The sequence below is a fragment of the Planktothrix sp. PLAVEN19ND genome, assembly GCF_057220675.1.
Map to the genome: position 1 here is coordinate 2,792,091 of NZ_CM170132.1, position 17,850 is coordinate 2,809,940.

Below are 17,850 nucleotides of genomic sequence, written 5' to 3' on the forward strand. Positions count from 1 at the left end.
GTTATTAGAACAAGAAAAACGACAGGAACAAGAAAAAGCTAAGATCAGGAGGAAAAGAGTTCACCGTTGCCTGTTACCTAAAATTAACAGGGAATTAAAATTGTGAATTCTGAACCTTGATCTAAACTAGAGTTTACTGTTAATGTACCCGAGTGTTTTTCCACAATAATCTGTCGGGCGATCGCCAACCCTAAACCCGTTCCTTTTCCCACTTCTTTAGTTGTAAATAAATGATCAAATATCTTTTCCTGTACCTCTTTACTAATACCAATACCATTATCTTTAATCCAAATAATTACCTGTTTTTGATCACTAGATAACTCCGTTTTAACCCTAATCTGATTATGAATTTTCCCATAACTTAGTCCTTGATTCGATTGTTCCAGAGCATCGATCGCATTACTTAAAATATTCATAAATACCTGATTGAGTTGTCCGGCATAACATTGGATTTGTGGTAAATCACCATAGTCCTTAATCACCTGAATTTCGGGTCGTTTTTCATTAGCTTTGAGGCGGTGTCTGAGAATCATTAACGTGCTATCAATCCCGTCATGAATATTGCAAGCCACCGGATAGTCCTTATCCGCACGGGAGAAGTTTCTCAGACTCATACTAATATCCTGAATTCGTTTGACTCCTTCCGCCATCGAACCGACTAATTTAGGCAAATCTTCCCGAATATAATCCAGTTCAATGGCTGAAATTTCCTGTTGAACTTCTGAGTCCAATTCAGGATATTTTTTTTGCACGAGATCGAGCAATCGAAATAAATCATGGATATAATCTAAGGCAGGTTGAATATTACCCGAAAGGAAACCCACGGGATTATTAATTTCATGGGCGACACCCGCCACCAAACTCCCTAAAGCCGACATTTTTTCACTTTGGATAATTTGAATTTGGGCGTGTTGTAAGTCAGTTAAAGCTTGTTGAGAGGCTTGATACAGACGGGCATTTTCTAAGGAAATAGCGGCTTGAGAGCAAATTAAATTTAACACTTCAACGCGATCGCTCGTAAACGCTCCCACCGTCAAATTATTTTCTAAATATAAAATACCGATTAACTGCCTTTGATTTATAATTGGAATACAAAGAATACTGATCGGCTGGTGTTTTTTGATGTAAAAATCAGCAGCAAAATCAGCACGGATCCGGGCATCTGCGAGTACCAGAGGTTGCAAGGTTCGCTTAACATTATTAACTAAACTAATCGGGATATCGGGACTTAATTCTAGGGGAACAGAAGATAGGAGTTGGGGAGATTTTTCGGATTCTACTAAACCGACTAATTTTAAAGCCTGATCTTGTTTAATCAGCAAGACACACTTACTGGCCCCCGCATTGGCAATCACTATTTCTAATAGAGTTGTGAGGAGTTTATCGAGTTGAATTTCACCAGAAATCGCTTGAGAAGCTTTGAGTAGAGTCGGTAAATCTAGCACTTCCGAACTACTGGTCGAGGTTTTGGTAGACGTGAGCGTTCCCCTGGCAATGGTTTCTTGGAAGGAATGAGCAGCGTTAGGTTGTTGTAGGATGGGCGCGAGGAGTCGGGGATAATGTTTTTCCAGAGCGTCAATTTTAGCCTTAGCTCCCCAACGACTATAAATATAATAAGCCTCGATCATATAATCCCGGGCGAGGTGTTCTTTCCCCCACCCTAGGCAAAACTGAGCCGCGAGTTCCTGAGCCAGCCCTTCTTCGCAAATATAACTTTGTTTTTTTGCTCCTAAAATAGCCTGTTCATAGAACTCCGCCGCCTGCCAATTCATCCCCAAGACTCGGGCTTTTTCGGCTTCTACTAAATCATATTTATGTTGATTTACCTGCGGGGCATTCTCCGCCCAAAATTTCATTTTTTCCTGATTAATATTGACTTGTGCTAAATAGTTTTGTTGTTCGCTCTGGGGAACTTTAGCATAGAGATTGAGTAACGCCAGGGAATGGTAAAAATTGAGAAAGACAACCTGCATAAAACCAAAAGCAGCCCCCGCTTGTTCCTGGGCAAATTCCACATTTTTTAAGGCTTGGCGACTATCCCCTAACAAATAGAGTAAAATTGTTTTTGCCACATAAAAAATAAATAAAACATTTCCTGATTTGGCTTCAATCATGCGAGGTAAAATTTTTGCTTCATCAAAACTTTCACCGATTAATAATAAGGGATCTGCCGATTCCCCCTGTAAATTTAAGCCCAATTGTCGCCATATTTGCGAAAAATGAGTCGGAATTTCTTGTTTGATATGAATACACAAATCAATATAAACTTTCTGTTCCCCAACAGATGACCCTAAGTTATCTGCCGTAAAAAATAAGTAACTCGATAAATTGGCAGCAGAATATCCCCCCCACTCTAAATCACCCACTTCTAGCCCGGCTTGTACTGCTTCTCGTAAAGGTTCTACACTATTTCTCGGGTGTTCTTTCCAAGTCCGAATATTAGAATTAAACAAGTTATAAACCTTAGCTTTCAGGTCTTTAGCATTAAATTTTTCTAAAAGTTTTAAGGCAATTAAACCCGCATGATAACCCCTATCTAATTGACCAAATCCCACTAGCAATAACCCATAAAAACCATAGGCAAAGGATGATATTCCCGAATTTCCATGTTGCAGACACAAATTAATCATGGTGATAATAATTTGCGGGAAAATCTCTGGTTTTGCCATAAATACAGGCGCGCAAAGGATTTTCAAAATCTGCATGGCTGCCAACTTATTGGGATCGGTCATGATGGGCAACTCATCCAAACGGTCAAGATGGGGTAAATCAATGATTAATTCTTTTTCGACATCGATTGTGAGTAAGGAAATCGTGAGTTTTTCTAAGACTTCTAACCCAATATTCACGGCTGTTAACATTTCGAGTTGAGCAATATGAATCTGCATTTGCAATTCATAAACTTTGACTTTATCCAATAAACTATTAGCCGTTTGCATTGCCACTTCAGCTAACTTGAGTGACTCCTCAAAATCCAGGTTTAAATATTGAGCCTCAGCCGTATCAATGTAAATATTCAGGGTCAATTCATACTGATTTTGCCAACATTCTGCGGTCAGTAACTCCATGGCGGTTTGCAAATAAACCAATGCGGCAACATAAGCGGTAGATGCCTTGGCTTTTCGTCCGGTTATGAGGTTTAATTCCGCTAATTCTTGACGTTCCTGGGGTGGTTTAATTAAATCTTGACCTTGATTTAAGTGTCTAACAATTTCAAAAATTTTGTCATCCTGCTCAATGTTTGAGGAATTTTTGAGTAATAATTGCCCAATTTTGAGATGGGTGGCTTGCTTTTTGTCATCGGGAATCAAAGAATAGGCCGCTTGTTGAACGCGGTCATGGAGGAATCTATAATTGGCATGGGTAGCCACATCATCGACGGTGCAAATATTATCATTTTGCCGGAAAAATTTATAAACTTCCGTTGTGGCAATAATTAAGCCTTCTTCTAATGCTTTCCACAGTTGATCCGCCATCAATGCCGGGGAGTTATCGGTTTCTGAAACGATGGCTAAAGTGGCTAAATCAAACTGAGATCCGATACAAGCGGCTAATTTGAGAACGTCTTGGGTTTCTGTTGGTAATTTCCGTAATTGCAACGCCATAAATTCAACCACATCATCGGTAATGGCTAAGGCTTTAATATTAGCAATATCACATTGCCAATGCTGAATCTCCCAATTAAAGGTAATTAATTTTTCGTCATATAAGGCTTTAAGAAACTGTACGGCGAAAAAGGGATTTCCTTTAGTTTTTTGATAAACATTCTGGGTTAAAGGTTGGGCTAGGGGTAATTCACAATGGAGTGTATCGGCTACTAATCGATTGAGATCGGATTCACTTAGGGGGGGTAAAGTAATGGTATTGACCGTAGCTCCACTTTTAACAATTCGATCTATGGTTAACATAAGGGGATGAATTGGCGAGACTTCGTTATCTCGATAGGCTCCTAATATCAATAAATTTCCCGTATCTTGCATTAATAGTTGCAGCAAATTCAAAGAAGCAGAATCTGCCCATTGCAAATCGTCCAAAAATATAACTAAAGGCTGTTCTTTCGTGCTGAAGATCCCGACAAATTTCTGCATCAATAAATTAAAGCGATTTTGAGCCGCATTCCCAGAAATTTCTGGGGCTTGAGGTTGTTTCCCAATAATATGTTCTAGCTCAGGAATAACCTCAATTAAAACTTGTCCATTCTCTCCTAATTCTGCTAATATTTTATCCTTCCAGATTTGCAATTGAATATCCGAATCCGATAATAATTGCCGCATTAAGTCGCGGAAGGCTTGCACAAATCCCGAAAAGGGAATGTTCCGTTGAAATTGGTCATATTTGCCTTTAATAAAATATCCCCGTTGTCGGACAATGGGTTTATGAACTTCATTAATAACGGCTGTTTTTCCAATCCCAGAAAATCCGGCAACGAGCATGATTTCACTACTGGATAGGGGGAAATTTTCTCCCTTTTGCGACGATGAAGATAGTGACGCAACTCTTTCAAAAGCAGCTAAGAGTTGATCCACTTCTCGTTCCCTACCGTATAGTTTTTCGGGAATTAGAAAACGGTCTGTAATATCTTGGTTTCCTAATTCAAAAAAGTCTATTTGACCCGTTGTTTTAAGTTGAGTCAAACATTTCTCTAAATCATATTTAATTCCCAGGGCGCTCTGATAGCGGTTTTCGGCATTTTTTGCCATCAACTTCTTAACAATTTTTGATAAAATCAGGGGGATTTCTCGATTAATTTGATGAATCGGTCTGGGTTTTTTAGCCAGATGACAATGGACTAATTCCATGGCATTTTCAGCAGAAAAGGGTAATATTCCCGTTAACAATTCATAAAAAGTGATGCCCAGGGAATAAAAATCACTCCGATAATCAATCCCTCGATTCATCCGTCCCGTTTGTTCGGGGGAAAGATAAGGTAATGTCCCTTCTAAGATATTGGGATTCTGAATTTCTTGGCTTTCTTTGGGTAACAGGGAAGAAATACTAAAGTCAATTAATTTAATTTGTTTGGTATCGGGATGAATCAGAATATTAGCGGGTTTGATATCTTTATGAATGACTCGATTTTGGTAAAGATAGTGTAGGGTATCGGCGAGTTTGATAGCGATTTCCAGAAATTCAGTTAAAGGTAAATATTTAGATTGAGAATTTTCCTTTGTGGCGTTTTGCAGATAATGGGAGAGGGAAATTCCACCAAAATCTTCCATCACTAAGGCATAGCCATTGTGATAGATTTCTAGGTTTAAGGGTTTAATAATATGGGGAAAGTCGAGATTTTTAGCAATGGTATATTGGTTACGAAATTGGACGAGTTCATGAAAAGTTGGATACTCGTTTCGCAGGAATTTGATCACAACAGTTGCTTGGTCGTCGGTACGGATACCTCGATATACGAGGGTGCGAGTTCCTGCGTATAATTGCTCTGTAATTTGATAACCCACTAAGTTGACGACCATGGTTATAACCTTTTTAATTGGGTGGATCACTCCAGATTAACAAGGAATTGAAATCATGAATTCCGTACCTTCACCCAGACTTGAACTTAACTCTATTATACCAGAGTGTTTTTCCACAATAATCTGTCGAGCGATCGCCAATCCTAAACCCGTACCTTTACCTACTTCTTTAGTGGTAAACAAATGATCAAATACCTGTTCCTGAACCTCTGGACTCATGCCAATACCATTATCTTTAATCCGTATAATTACCTGTTTTTGATCCTGAGATAACTCAGTTTTAATTATAATTTGATTATTAATCTCCCCATAACTCTGTCCTTGATTCGATTGTTCTAAAGCATCGATCGCATTACTTAAAATATTCATAAACACCTGATTCAGTTGTCCCGCGTAACATTGGAATTGGGGCAAACTGCCATAATCCTTAATTACTTGAATTTCCGGGCGTTTCTCATTGGCTTTGAGGCGATGTTTGAGAATCATCAAGGTGCTATCAATGCCATCATGAATATTACAGGCAATGGGGTGATCGCTATCCCCACGGGAAAAGGTTCTGAGGCTAACACTCATATCTTGAATTCGCTTCACCCCTTCCCGCATCGAACCGATTAATTTTGGTAAATCTTCCCTGATATAATCGAGATCAATCGCTTCTATTTCCGCTTGAATTTCTGCATCCGGTTGGGAGTATTTTTTCTGATATAAATTAATTAACTCTAACAGGTCTTTGATATAATTCAGGATGGGTGGAATATTGCACTTGAGAAAACTCACGGGATTATTAATTTCATGGGCAACCCCGGCTACTAAATTTCCTAAAGCCGACATTTTTTCGTTCTGCACCAGTTGGAGTTGCATGGTTTGTAGTTCTTGTAGCGTTCTCTCCAATTCCTGAGATTTTTGTCGGAGATTATCTTCCGCCCGTTTGCGAGCATCAATATCGGTGCAAGTACCAATCCATTCTTTCACACTCCCGTCTGTGCTGAGGATCGGAACCCCTTGAACATCAAAATAACGGTAAATGCCATCAGCCCCTCGAATGCGGTACTGAGTTCGGTATATACTCTTGGTTTCAATGGCCTGAAGCCAAAGTTTAGTAGTATGCTCAAGATCATCGGGATGTAGAGCATTTAGCCATCCGGTTCCCTGGACTTCTTCCTGGGTCTGTCCCGTATAGGCAATCCAGTGGACGGTATCGAGGTTTTCCCCTTCAGAGTTTGCCAGCCAGATAATCTGGGAAGTGGCGGTTGCTAGATAGCGATAGCGAGATTCACTAACTTGAAGTTTCTCTAAAGATTGTTCTAGCTGTTGAGCATAGGTTTGGGATTCTTGATAGAGTCGGCCATTTTCTAGGGAAATTGCCGCTTGGGAACAGAGGAATTTGAGTAATTCGACACGATCGCTGGTAAATGCACCGACGGCTAAATTATTTTCTAAATATAAAATCCCAATTAACTGACCTTGATGGATAATGGGAACACAAATAATACTTTTTGGGCGATTTTTTTGAATATAAGGATCGGCGATAAAGCGATTACTAATTCTGGCATCTGTTAGGACTAGCGGTTTTAAATTTCTCTTAACATTATTAATCACCGTAATCGGTACTTCTAAGCTCAACTCTAAAGCCACGGAGGATAGGATTTGGGGTGATTTCCCATCTTCTAAGAGGGCAGCTACTTTGAATACTTCCTCTTGTTTAAGCAGTAATACACCCTTATTTGCACCCGCATTAGTAATTACGATTTCTAATAGAGTCACCAGGAGTTTTTTAAGTTCAATTTCGCTAGAAATAGCCTGAGAGGCTTTGAGTAAAGTTGTTAAATCCAGAACTTCAGACATACTACTCGAACTATAAGTAGACATCTTTACCCCTTGGGTGATAGTTTCTTCTAATAAATCCGCCGGGCGAGATTGTTGCAGAATCGGCATCAGCAATTCAGGATAGCATTTTTCTAAATCAGCAACTTTGGCTTTAGCTCCCCATTTGGCATAACAATAATAGGCTTCTGTGCAATATCCAGCTGCCACTTTTTCCTTACCCCAAGCGAGATAAAATTGAGCCGCCAGTTCATTTCCTATAGCTTCTCCTTGAATCGATTCATTGACTTTAGCGGCCGTAATCGCCTGATCATAATCCTCTATTGCCTGGGCAAAATTGCCAGAAATCCGATCTATTTCTGCATTGACTAAACTGGATAAATGTAAGAAATTAACCGGATTATTATGTGACCAAATTCCGAGTTGTTGCCGATACCTAGAAATTTTATCCCAACAGTCTTGTTTTTGGTTTTCTGGGAGGGTGGGATAACGTTTAATTAATAACAGGGCATGAATAAAACAATGGTGAACATAGGGTAACAACCCTTGCGGTGCTACATTAATAATTTCGGCATCCGCTTGCTCACTGTAATAAAATGCTTTTTCAAACTGTTCATGAACAAATAGTAATTGGCTTTTCAAGATATTGAAAATACAAATGACCTGCCAATTTTTATGGTCATGACATTGCTGCAAATAATCCGATTCCTTAAGATTAGGTGTATTTCCAATCCATTCCGCTAAGAGAATTTGACCCCCCAGAAATAAATCAATCGCCCACTGATTTTTATATTTCTGACTAAAAGTTAAGGATTCTGTAATTTCACGCAGAAGTTGTTCCAGGAAAACACTTTGATAAAACCGACAATACATATTATGCCCAAAGGCATAGGCAGCATATTGTAAATTACTCGACTCTAAACCAACTCGATAGGATGAGAGATAATCTTCACTGGCAATTTTTAGCGGATGTGACCAATGTCTTAAGGAACTTCCAATCATCAAATAAGCCACACTTTCGGCGGATTTATTATTAAAAATTTGCATTAAATTGAGGGTGACATCAATTAATTGGTTCGTATTTTCATAATGATTCAACGCATAGCCCCGTAAGCCTCCAAAGGCAGGATAAATATATCCAATCTCCGGTGTATTGCCATATTTCAAGCACAAATTGACGGCTTTTGCACAGATTACCGACCATAATCTTTGATGGGAACGATAGGTGGGTGGCCCCATGGCAATTAATAATTTGATTGCCATTTTTGGTTCTATTTCTGTCATAATCGGTAAATGAACCAAGTCAGAAAATTGGCGATTTTTTAAGGCTTCTTGTACCAGGAAAAGTTCGGAATCTCGCACCCTATCCAAATTTTCTTCTGGCAAATCAATATTTACTAAAGCCAGGGCTTGACGACCCGCTTTAATTGCTTCTGGATACTTGGCTTGCATCGTATATTGAACAATAGCCATATTATAAATTTCGGCTTTTTCTAGGGGCAATTTTGCCTGGTTTAAAGCCTCTTGCAGCCAGTGTTCTGCTGAGTCAAAGTTTCCTTTAAAATACTCAAGTTCGGCTCGTTCTTTAAATAAGCTTAGGCTCAAATCATAATGGTTTTCCCAAGCATCCGTGGGTAAAAGTTCCATTGCCGTTGCAATATAGTTAAAGGCATCAGAATAGGCGGTCGAGGCCTTAGCCTTCATTCCGGCGAGTAAATTTAGTCTAGCTAATTCTTCTTTTTGACGGGCTTGAGTGATTAAGCCCTTGCCAATGTTTAAGTGATTAACAATTTCAAAAATTCGTTCTTCTCGTTCTACTAAAGAGAAATTTTGTAACAGCAATGTTCCAATATTAAAATGGGTGGTTTGTTTTTCTTCTGGGGCAATTAAACAATAGGCTGCTTGTTGAACCCGGTCATGTAAAAATCGATAGGTCGGATTCATTGACGTATTCAGGGCTTCTTCTCTATCGGTTTCAGTAAAGAATTTATAGATTTTGGTAGTCGGAATGACTAAACCTTTTTGTAATGCTTCCCATAAAGTCTTTGCCGTTGTTGCGGCTGATTTCTCACTGATAATACCCAGGGTATTCAAATCAAATTCAGCCCCAATACAAGCGGCTAATTTCAGAACTTCTTGGGTATCCGTTGCTAATTTCTGTAATTGCCATGCCATAAATTCCACCACATCATCGGTGAGAGATAGGGCTTCAACTTGGGCAATATCACATTGCCAATACCGAGTTTCCCAATTAAAGCTAATCAACCTTTCACTATGCAAAACCTTGAGAAACTGAGTGGTAAAAAAAGGATTTCCCTGGGTTTTTTGATAGATTAATTTTGTTAACGGTTGGGCAAGGGGTAATTCACAATTAATGGTATCGGCTACCAAATGATTGAGATGAGGTTGGGTTAACGGGGGTAAAGTAATGGTATTAATGGTTGCTCCCGTTTTGAGCATTTCATTAACCGTTAAAATAAAAGGATGGACGGGAGAAACTTCATTATCTCGATAGGCTCCTAAGATTAATAAATAGCCTAAGCTATCTTGCATTAATAATTTGAGTAAATTCAAGGAAGCGGAATCTGACCATTGTAAGTCATCTAAAAAGAGGACGAGGGGATGTTCTTGGCGGGTGAAGACCTGGACAAATTTTTGAAACAGTAAATTAAAGCGATTCTGGGCGGCTGTACCGGATAATTCCAGGGCGGGGGGCTGTTTCCCGATGATATTTTCTAACTCGGGAATTACCTCAATTAAAACTTGTCCGTTTTCGCCAATGGCTTCTATAATTTTTGTTTTCCAAGTTTGAATTTTGGGATCGGATTCTGATAATAACTGCCCCATTAAGTCTCGGAATGCTTGTACAAAAGCCCCTAGGGGAATCTGTTGATTAAATTGATCATATTTGCCTTTAATAAAATAGCCCCGTTGTCGGACAATCGGTTTATGAACTTCGTTAATTACGGCGGTTTTGCCAATACCAGAAAACCCTGCCACTAGCATCATTTCTGTGCTATTAATATTAACTCGCTCAAAGGCATCAAGGAGTTGCTTGACTTCCTGTTCTCGACCATAGAGTTTTTCGGGTATAATAAAGTGATCGCTAATATCTTGCTGACCAATTTCAAAGGTATCAATCTGACCAGTGGTTTGCAATTGAGTCAAACAAATCTCTAAATCATGCTTAATTCCCAAGGCACTTTGATAACGGTCTTCGGCATTTTTTGCCATTAATTTACCGATAATTTCTGACAAAACCATCGGAATATTGGGGTTAATTTTATGAAGGGGTATGGGTTTTTTGGCGAGATGACAATGGACTAATTCCATGACATCGGCGGATTCAAAGGGAGGTTTTCCGGTTAATAATTGATAGCAGGTGACCCCCAAGGAATAAAAGTCACTCCGATAATCGATGCCTCGATTCATCCGTCCGGTTTGTTCGGGGGAAATATAGGTTAATGTCCCTTCTAAAATATTGGGATTCTGAATTTCTTGGGTTTCTCTCGGCAGCAGGGAAGAAATGCTAAAATCAATTAATTTAACCTGTTTAGTTTCGGGGTTAATTAGAATATTAGCGGGTTTAATATCTTTATGAATGACTCGATTTTGATAGAGATAGTGTAGTGTTTCTGTAAGTTTGATCGTAATTTCGAGAAACTCTATTAAGGGTAAGAATTTATAGGAGTGACTTTTATCGGTGGTAATATCCAGATATTGACAGAGGGAAATACCCCCAAAGTCTTCCATGACTAAAGCATAACTATTGTGATAGGCGTGGAGACTCAGGGGTTTGATAATATGGAGAAAATCAAGATTTTTGGCGATGGTATATTGATTGCGAAATTGCACAAGTTCGCTGAAATTGGGGTATTCATTTCGCAGAATTTTGATCACGACGGTTACTTGGTCACAATTACGGATACCGCGATAGACTCGGGTGTGCGTACTGGTGTACAATTCTTCCGTGATTTGATAATCGGGTAAATTAGTAACAATATCCATAACCTAAAAGCCTCTTTTTTGTCTTTAATAGTCTAGTTTTGGGAATATTGATATCGCTACCCGTGCAATCAATATTCACAACCAATATATTCTGGTAAAAATGATGATGAATTAGGTAGAAACCAGAATTGATTCTGGTTACATTAATCATAACAAAATGGCTATCGGTGCTTCCCCCTATTTCCTACAAATAGAGGTTTAAATCTCTTGAATGATTAGACAGCTTTTTGTTAATATTATGGTCTCTCCTCTATTTGTCGTGAATGATCTTAAACTGACCCAACCGAGGCAATAATAGTCCGGTGACGAGGGCTATTAAAATTAACTGTAGGAGGTTGAAATCCGGCATCTATGATGGCTTGTTCTATGTCTAAGGTGAAATATTCATCTAAATAGGGTTCTGTACTTTTTAACAAGGTGAAAATATAAGGGGGCATTTTCTTGAACATTTCCGATTTCGGGTTCATATCCATAATCGCCAGATGACCCCCGGGACGCAATAGCCGCCGCGCTTCTTGCAAGATTTCACGGGTGGGAGATTGGGGTAATTCGTGACAAATTAAACACAGGGAAACTAAGTCAAAAGAGCCACTGGGTAAACCCGTTGATTCTGCCGTTGCGTGAATCCATTTCGGGAGAGATTTTAAGTTAGACTGTTTTTGTGTATTATAAGTGGCGATCGCTAAAAAATAAGGCGATAGATCAACACCAGTGATCTGAGCTTCTGGATAAATTTCTTGCAGGGCAAAGGTACTCATTCCTACACTACATCCCAAATCCACAATATCCTGGGGAGGAATGGGCAATTGGGCTTTTAAAAGGTCATGATAACTTCGGCGGAGTTTGGCATCCCCCTTAGCCCCGGCTTCTGGCCAGATTTTAGCATGAACTGCATAGGCCGCCACTTCCACTTCCACGGCGGCTTGCCAACTTAGGTTTCCCGAATCATAAGCGTGGAAAGAAGTCAGATAATAATCAGGATATTGCAGATGGGGGTTTTGGACTTGGGTTAGTTCCCCATCCCAATTCCGTGATAAAAGGGTTTGGGTCTGTTGTCTCCAAGGAACTCCCATCGCTTCAGCCCGTTTAATCATCATTTGTCGGGCTTGGTGTTTAGCAAAATTGCTTAAGGGTTTAACGGCTAAAATCCCATTAATGAAGCGGGACATCAATTCCGGTTCCGAGGTTGTACTGACCGCCATGATTTTGATATCTGATGGATGACTATTCAATCTTCTAGTGTTCCATAATTGGGGATTTTTGTCACCCACAAGGGATGTCAGGGCGAGAAGACCTCGCCCCTAGCAAGCTCAAGGACGAACCGTTGTTAATTCTATTTTTTGACTATTCATTTCTAAGGGTTGATTATTCAAAACCATTGTAGTTGTTGAATTATATTCAAACCCAATCCGTTCATAAAATTTTTGTTGATGGGTTGTCATCAAATAAATTCGTTCAACTCGACACATTTTAGGATGACTTAATACCGTTTGAACTAATTTTCGGCCTAATCCACTCCCTTGATAATTCGGATGAATCACCACATCCCAAATACTGGCTCGATAAATACCATCGGAGGTAGCCCGAGCAAATCCAATCATTTGTTTATAATCCCAGACTGTAACTACAGGCTCGCTATTCTCAATTGCAATTTTTAGATCTTCTTGACTTCGATTTTCTGCCCAAAATGCAGCAATTTGAAATAGATTTTGCAGTTGGTTTAAATCAACCTTTGAACGAGAATCATCAAAGAGAATATGATGGTTGTCTGGTGAGATGTTTTTCATATACAATAATCCTTCAAATTATTTTGAGCAACTGATAAATACCCATGACTGTCGTGAGAATATGAAATTTTAACTCATTCAGTTGTATTAACTGAAACACTAAAATATTTAACATATTATAGTTAATAAAATGTGTGGCGAATTTAACAAAATCTCAAAAAACACTGGCTTTTTTCTCGGGTTGGTTGGATTAAGCTCTGAATTTTTTAATAAAAAACGGGCTAATCTAGCCCGCTTCAGAATTCAATAAAATCAGGTTTTTATTAATTAAGCTTCAACGGCTACAGGTTCAGCCTCAATCGCAGGATAAACGCTAATTTTTTGACGAGTTTTGCCTTTACGTTCAAAGCGAACTATACCATCAACTTTAGCGAATAAGGTATCATCACTGCCGATACCCACGTTATTGCCAGGGTGGAATTTGCACCCCCGTTGACGCACTAAAATATTACCTGCGCGCACCACTTGACCGCCAAAACGTTTGACACCCAAGCGCTGGGCATTAGAGTCACGACCGTTACGAGTGCTACCCGTACCTTTCTTATGAGCCATTTTATTCTCCTAATTAAATGATCAGTATTTCAGATATTCAATCACAATCTAATTTTATGCTTCTGTTGTTGCAGGTTCTGCGGGTTTTTCTTCCCGCTTCGCCACCACAGACCCATTCAGACTAATAGATTCAATCATCAAACGGGTAATTTCTTGACGATGACCTTGTTTTTTGCGGGTTTTCTTTTTCGGACGCATTTTATAAACGATGATTTTGCGTCCCCGCAGATGGCGCAGTACAGTCCCTTCAACGGTGGCCCCATTCACTAAGGGCTGACCAATTTGAACTTCACCATCATGATTGACTAACAGAACTTTATCAATGATAACTTGTTCATTTTCATCGACGGGTAACAGTTCAATATCGTAGAAACGACCGGGTTCTACTTTGATTTGTTTACCGCCTGTTTCAATAATTGCGTAAGTCATGTATTTTGGGTTAAGGTTGCCGTACAGGTAGCTCAACGGGTCAGAGTGTTTTCACTTTCCCCGAGTTTTGAGCCTTTGCCATGTCTGCACCTGTTCCGAGCAAGGTTTAGACACAATCTCCTATTATCGTTGATGACTGGTATTTCTGTCAAGTCCAAAACCGTAGTAAGCCCTGAAGGGCTTCAACTCCCCAACCGTAGTAAGCCCTTCAGGGCTTCCCCCAACCATCAACAACAATTACAGGAAATTAATTAACTCTCACTTTTGCTAACCGTTGGATTCGGTATTTTTTCAGAAGATTGCTCAGGAAATAGGGTGTCAATATCAATTGCTCCATAGCCTTTTGTCGCTAATAAATTCAGCATTGAACCCAATTGAAACCAAATTAATAATGCAGTCGGAATCACCACCACCAAACCCATAACTCCCGCAATCCAATAGACGCCGATAAAGACCGCTAAACTCGAACTGACGGAGACTAGAATTAATAGGGTCATCCCCAAATAAGCAATAATTAAATTGGGGGTTTTATAATTAATAGAAGTTGTGGGTTGAGAGCTATCACTCCAGAGAGAAACCCTATATTCTAACATATCTTTAAAAATAATACCCCATAACACGGCCAAGACCGTTGAAGCAACAACCACAATATAAATCGGCGAAACGACGTTAAGTTCAGGCATCATATTAATGGCAAGGATAGATGATTTTTTACAATTCGTTACATAGTATAGCAGAAATCCGTAGAGACGTGCCATGGCACGTCTCTACAGTGATTCTAGGGTTTTTTAATTAAAATCTGGCCATTATTATCAATTTTTAAAGGCGTTTTAGGAAAATCTTTTTGGGTGAGATTGCGAATTAAACTAATACTTTTATTACGATTATCTAAATTAGGAATCCCTTGGGAATTTAACTGAACAGGAATAATTTTACCTTCAATAAAATCCCCTTGAGGATTAACTTTCGCTTCCAAAATCAAAGAATATCCTAACTCCCCACTGGTGGATAAAGTTCGATATCCCATAAAATTCCCGAGGGAATAAGCAATTAATTTGCCTTTATATAACTCTAACGCCCTGGGAACATGGGGGCCATGACCCAAGATTAAATCCGCCCCAGCATCAATCATACTATGGGCAAAAAGCACTAAATTTCCGCGATTTTCTCCATAGAAATATTCGGTTTTATTCCTGACATTTAAAGCTCCAGTTCCTTCCGCCCCACCATGAAAAGAAATAACCACAAAATCAGCATTTTTTTGAGCTTGTGTAACTAACTTTTTCCCCGCTTCAATATCACTTAAATTATTATGATAATCATAATTGCTAAACCCAACAAATGCCAGCTTTATTCCTTTTACTTCATGATAAACAATCTTTCCTTTTTCCCCGACTGCCTTAATTCCTGTTGTTTTAATATTTTGAATCGTATCTTTAAAACCCGCCTCAAAAAAATCAAAGGAATGATTATTGGCAACATTTAAAATGCTAAATCCGGCATCCTTAAGTAAAGCCTTATATTCGGGAGGAGTACGAAAAGCAAAGACTAACCCGCGACCGATATTTTTAGCACTATTAGGATATTGAGTTAAAGTGCTTTCAAAATTGCCAAACACAATATCCCCTTTCAATTCCGATTTAACCCCGGCAAATAAAGCGGTTTTGTTAGCAGATAATTTATTAGAGGGATAATTAGTCCCAGGAATGATATCACCGACGGCCCGAATCGTAATTTGTAAATCAGAATTAATCGGATTTTCTAGGGTTTTTAGGGTTAATTTAGAGACTTTATTTAGATTTTTTATGGTTGCAGTTTTAGAAATTGGATTCGGTTTAGAAATGATTTCCGTTGACAAGGAAAAGGCGGGAATTTGAGCTAAACTTGAAGATATACCCTGGGGAATTTCCGTTAAAAAAGTATTGATTTTTTCTTGATTTTGATTGACTATAATCCCGGATAGGGGCAAAACCATTAAACTAACGGAACCTACAATTAACCAAGGCTTAGAAACAGAAACTTGCGGTTTAGGAAGGGCAACTTTTAGGGCAGGAAAGGTTAGTTTAGGAAAGGATAACCCTATCTTCTGATTTTTTGGAGGTTTTGGAGGTTTTGGAGATTTTAGAGGTTCTGGGATAAATTCCTGCAAGACTAGGGTTTGTGTCCAGCCGGATTTTTTTTGACCGCGACGGGTTCCAGAAATTGTCACCGACCCAATCACAGAGGATTGTAACCGCATTAACCCATTTTGGACAACCCGAACACTCCCTTGAATATCGGGAAGTTGTTCAGACACCAAAACGACCTGGAGATGGTGGTCTTGACGAGTCACCTTAGCGGTCACTCCCTTGGATTGTAACGCTTGGTTGATTAAAATTGCGATCGCTTTGGGATCACCAGTTTTTGCCAAGGCGATAGTCTGATAGTCGCTCACTCCGCTTTCCTCACAGCCACTTCAATATCATAGGATTAACTGGTATTTTAGGGTCAATAACCTACTTTCGATTTTTTTAGCGAACTTTCCCTTAGCACTCCACCGGGAGCAAGTACAATGATCAAGAGTTTATTCGATCAGGGCTTGAAACAGAATTTTCAGTATTATTTTTATAGGCAGATCTTGGGAGGATATAACCTTGGCCGTTCAGTATAGTTACGATAACACGAGCAACCGTTCACCCCATTGCATTCTAATTACCGGGGGGGCGGGGTTTATTGGCTCAAACTTTGTCCATCATTGGTTTAGTGCCTATCCCGATGACCGGATTGTGGTTTTAGATGCTTTGACCTATGCGGGAAATTTGCAAAATATTGTCAGTTTGGAACATAACCCTAATTTTCGGTTTGTGCAAGGGGATATTTGCGATCGCCCTTTAATTGATAGTTTATTGAAAGAAGAACAGATCAATACTATTGCCCATTTTGCCGCAGAATCCCATGTTGATCGGTCAATTATTGGCCCCGGTGCTTTTGTACAAACCAATGTAGTCGGGACATTTACCCTGTTAGAAGCCTTTCGTCAATATTGGATAGCCCAGGGTCAACCGGAACATTATCGGTTTCTGCACGTTTCCACCGATGAAGTTTATGGAAGTCTGGGCCCAAATGATCATGCGTTTACCGAACAGACTCCCTATACTCCTAATAGCCCCTATTCTGCCTCCAAAGCGGGCAGTGATCATTTAGCTCGCGCCTATTATCATACCTACGGAATGCCGACAATTATTACTAATTGTTCTAATAATTATGGCCCCTATCATTATCCTGAAAAACTGATTCCGTTAATGTGTATTAATGCTTTATTAGGAAAACCCCTTCCGGTTTATGGCGATGGTCAAAATGTCCGAGATTGGTTGTATGTTTTAGATCATTGTCGGGCTTTAGATGCGGTGATTCATAATGGAAGAATTGGAGAAACTTATAATATTGGGGGAAATAATGAAGTTAAGAATATTGATTTAGTTAAAATGTTATGTCGGATTATGGATGAATTGGCTGTTCATCTGCCTGTAAAACCCTCTAATCAATTAATTACCTTTGTTAAAGATAGGGCTGGACATGATCGACGCTATGCCATTGATGCGACTAAAATTAAAACGGAATTAGGCTGGGCTCCGTTAGTTACTGTGGAAGAAGGGTTGCGTCAAACTATTGGCTGGTATTTGACCCATCGCAGTTGGTGGGAACCGTTATTATCAGAAGAATATCAAGCTTATTATCGTCAAGTCTACCCGTCTTAAACCAGGTAGGGGTTGGGAGACCCAACCCTGTTGATATTCAGCCAG

9 protein-coding genes are annotated in these 17,850 nt (G+C 39.4%); 1 reads left to right on the plus strand and 8 read right to left on the minus strand.

What is annotated here, in order from left to right:
• Nucleotides 1-83: 83 nt before the first annotated feature.
• The 8 genes from AC2D3N_RS12265 to AC2D3N_RS12300 all read right to left on the minus strand — a co-directional run bounded on the left by AC2D3N_RS12265 (nucleotide 84) and on the right by AC2D3N_RS12300 (nucleotide 16,502).
• Nucleotides 84-5,468, minus strand: coding sequence for a trifunctional serine/threonine-protein kinase/ATP-binding protein/sensor histidine kinase (locus AC2D3N_RS12265; protein WP_484691002.1), 5,385 nt, complete (start codon nucleotides 5,466-5,468; stop codon nucleotides 84-86).
• A gap of 36 nt (nucleotides 5,469-5,504) precedes the next feature.
• Nucleotides 5,505-11,300: a trifunctional serine/threonine-protein kinase/ATP-binding protein/sensor histidine kinase gene (locus AC2D3N_RS12270; protein ID WP_484691003.1), complete on the minus strand. Its 5,796-nt coding sequence runs from the start codon at nucleotides 11,298-11,300 to the stop codon at nucleotides 5,505-5,507.
• Between the two features lie 269 nt (nucleotides 11,301-11,569).
• Nucleotides 11,570-12,502, minus strand: a complete 933-nt coding sequence (locus AC2D3N_RS12275; protein WP_484691004.1) for a class I SAM-dependent methyltransferase — start codon at nucleotides 12,500-12,502, stop codon at nucleotides 11,570-11,572.
• Between the two features lie 108 nt (nucleotides 12,503-12,610).
• Complete coding sequence (locus AC2D3N_RS12280) at nucleotides 12,611-13,087, minus strand: GNAT family N-acetyltransferase (protein WP_484691005.1); 477 nt, start codon at nucleotides 13,085-13,087, stop codon at nucleotides 12,611-12,613.
• Between the two features lie 267 nt (nucleotides 13,088-13,354).
• On the minus strand, nucleotides 13,355-13,639 hold the full coding sequence (gene rpmA / locus AC2D3N_RS12285) for a 50S ribosomal protein L27 (protein ID WP_079677860.1): 285 nt from the start codon (nucleotides 13,637-13,639) through the stop codon (nucleotides 13,355-13,357).
• A 54-nt stretch (nucleotides 13,640-13,693) separates the two neighbouring features.
• Nucleotides 13,694-14,068 carry a 50S ribosomal protein L21 gene (gene rplU, locus AC2D3N_RS12290; protein ID WP_079677861.1) on the minus strand — a complete coding sequence of 125 codons (375 nt, stop codon included), beginning with the start codon at nucleotides 14,066-14,068 and terminating at the stop codon, nucleotides 13,694-13,696.
• A 251-nt stretch (nucleotides 14,069-14,319) separates the two neighbouring features.
• Nucleotides 14,320-14,826 (minus strand): hypothetical protein, encoded by a 507-nt coding sequence (locus tag AC2D3N_RS12295; RefSeq protein WP_484691006.1) that lies wholly within the window; start codon nucleotides 14,824-14,826, stop codon nucleotides 14,320-14,322.
• Nucleotides 14,827-14,846: 20 nt separating this feature from the next.
• Nucleotides 14,847-16,502 carry a CapA family protein gene (locus AC2D3N_RS12300; RefSeq protein WP_484691007.1) on the minus strand — a complete coding sequence of 552 codons (1,656 nt, stop codon included), beginning with the start codon at nucleotides 16,500-16,502 and terminating at the stop codon, nucleotides 14,847-14,849.
• A 199-nt stretch (nucleotides 16,503-16,701) separates the two neighbouring features.
• Between AC2D3N_RS12300 and rfbB the strand changes: the two genes are divergently transcribed.
• Nucleotides 16,702-17,805, plus strand: coding sequence for a dTDP-glucose 4,6-dehydratase (gene rfbB / locus AC2D3N_RS12305; protein WP_079677864.1), 1,104 nt, complete (start codon nucleotides 16,702-16,704; stop codon nucleotides 17,803-17,805).
• Nucleotides 17,806-17,850 lie beyond the last annotated feature (45 nt).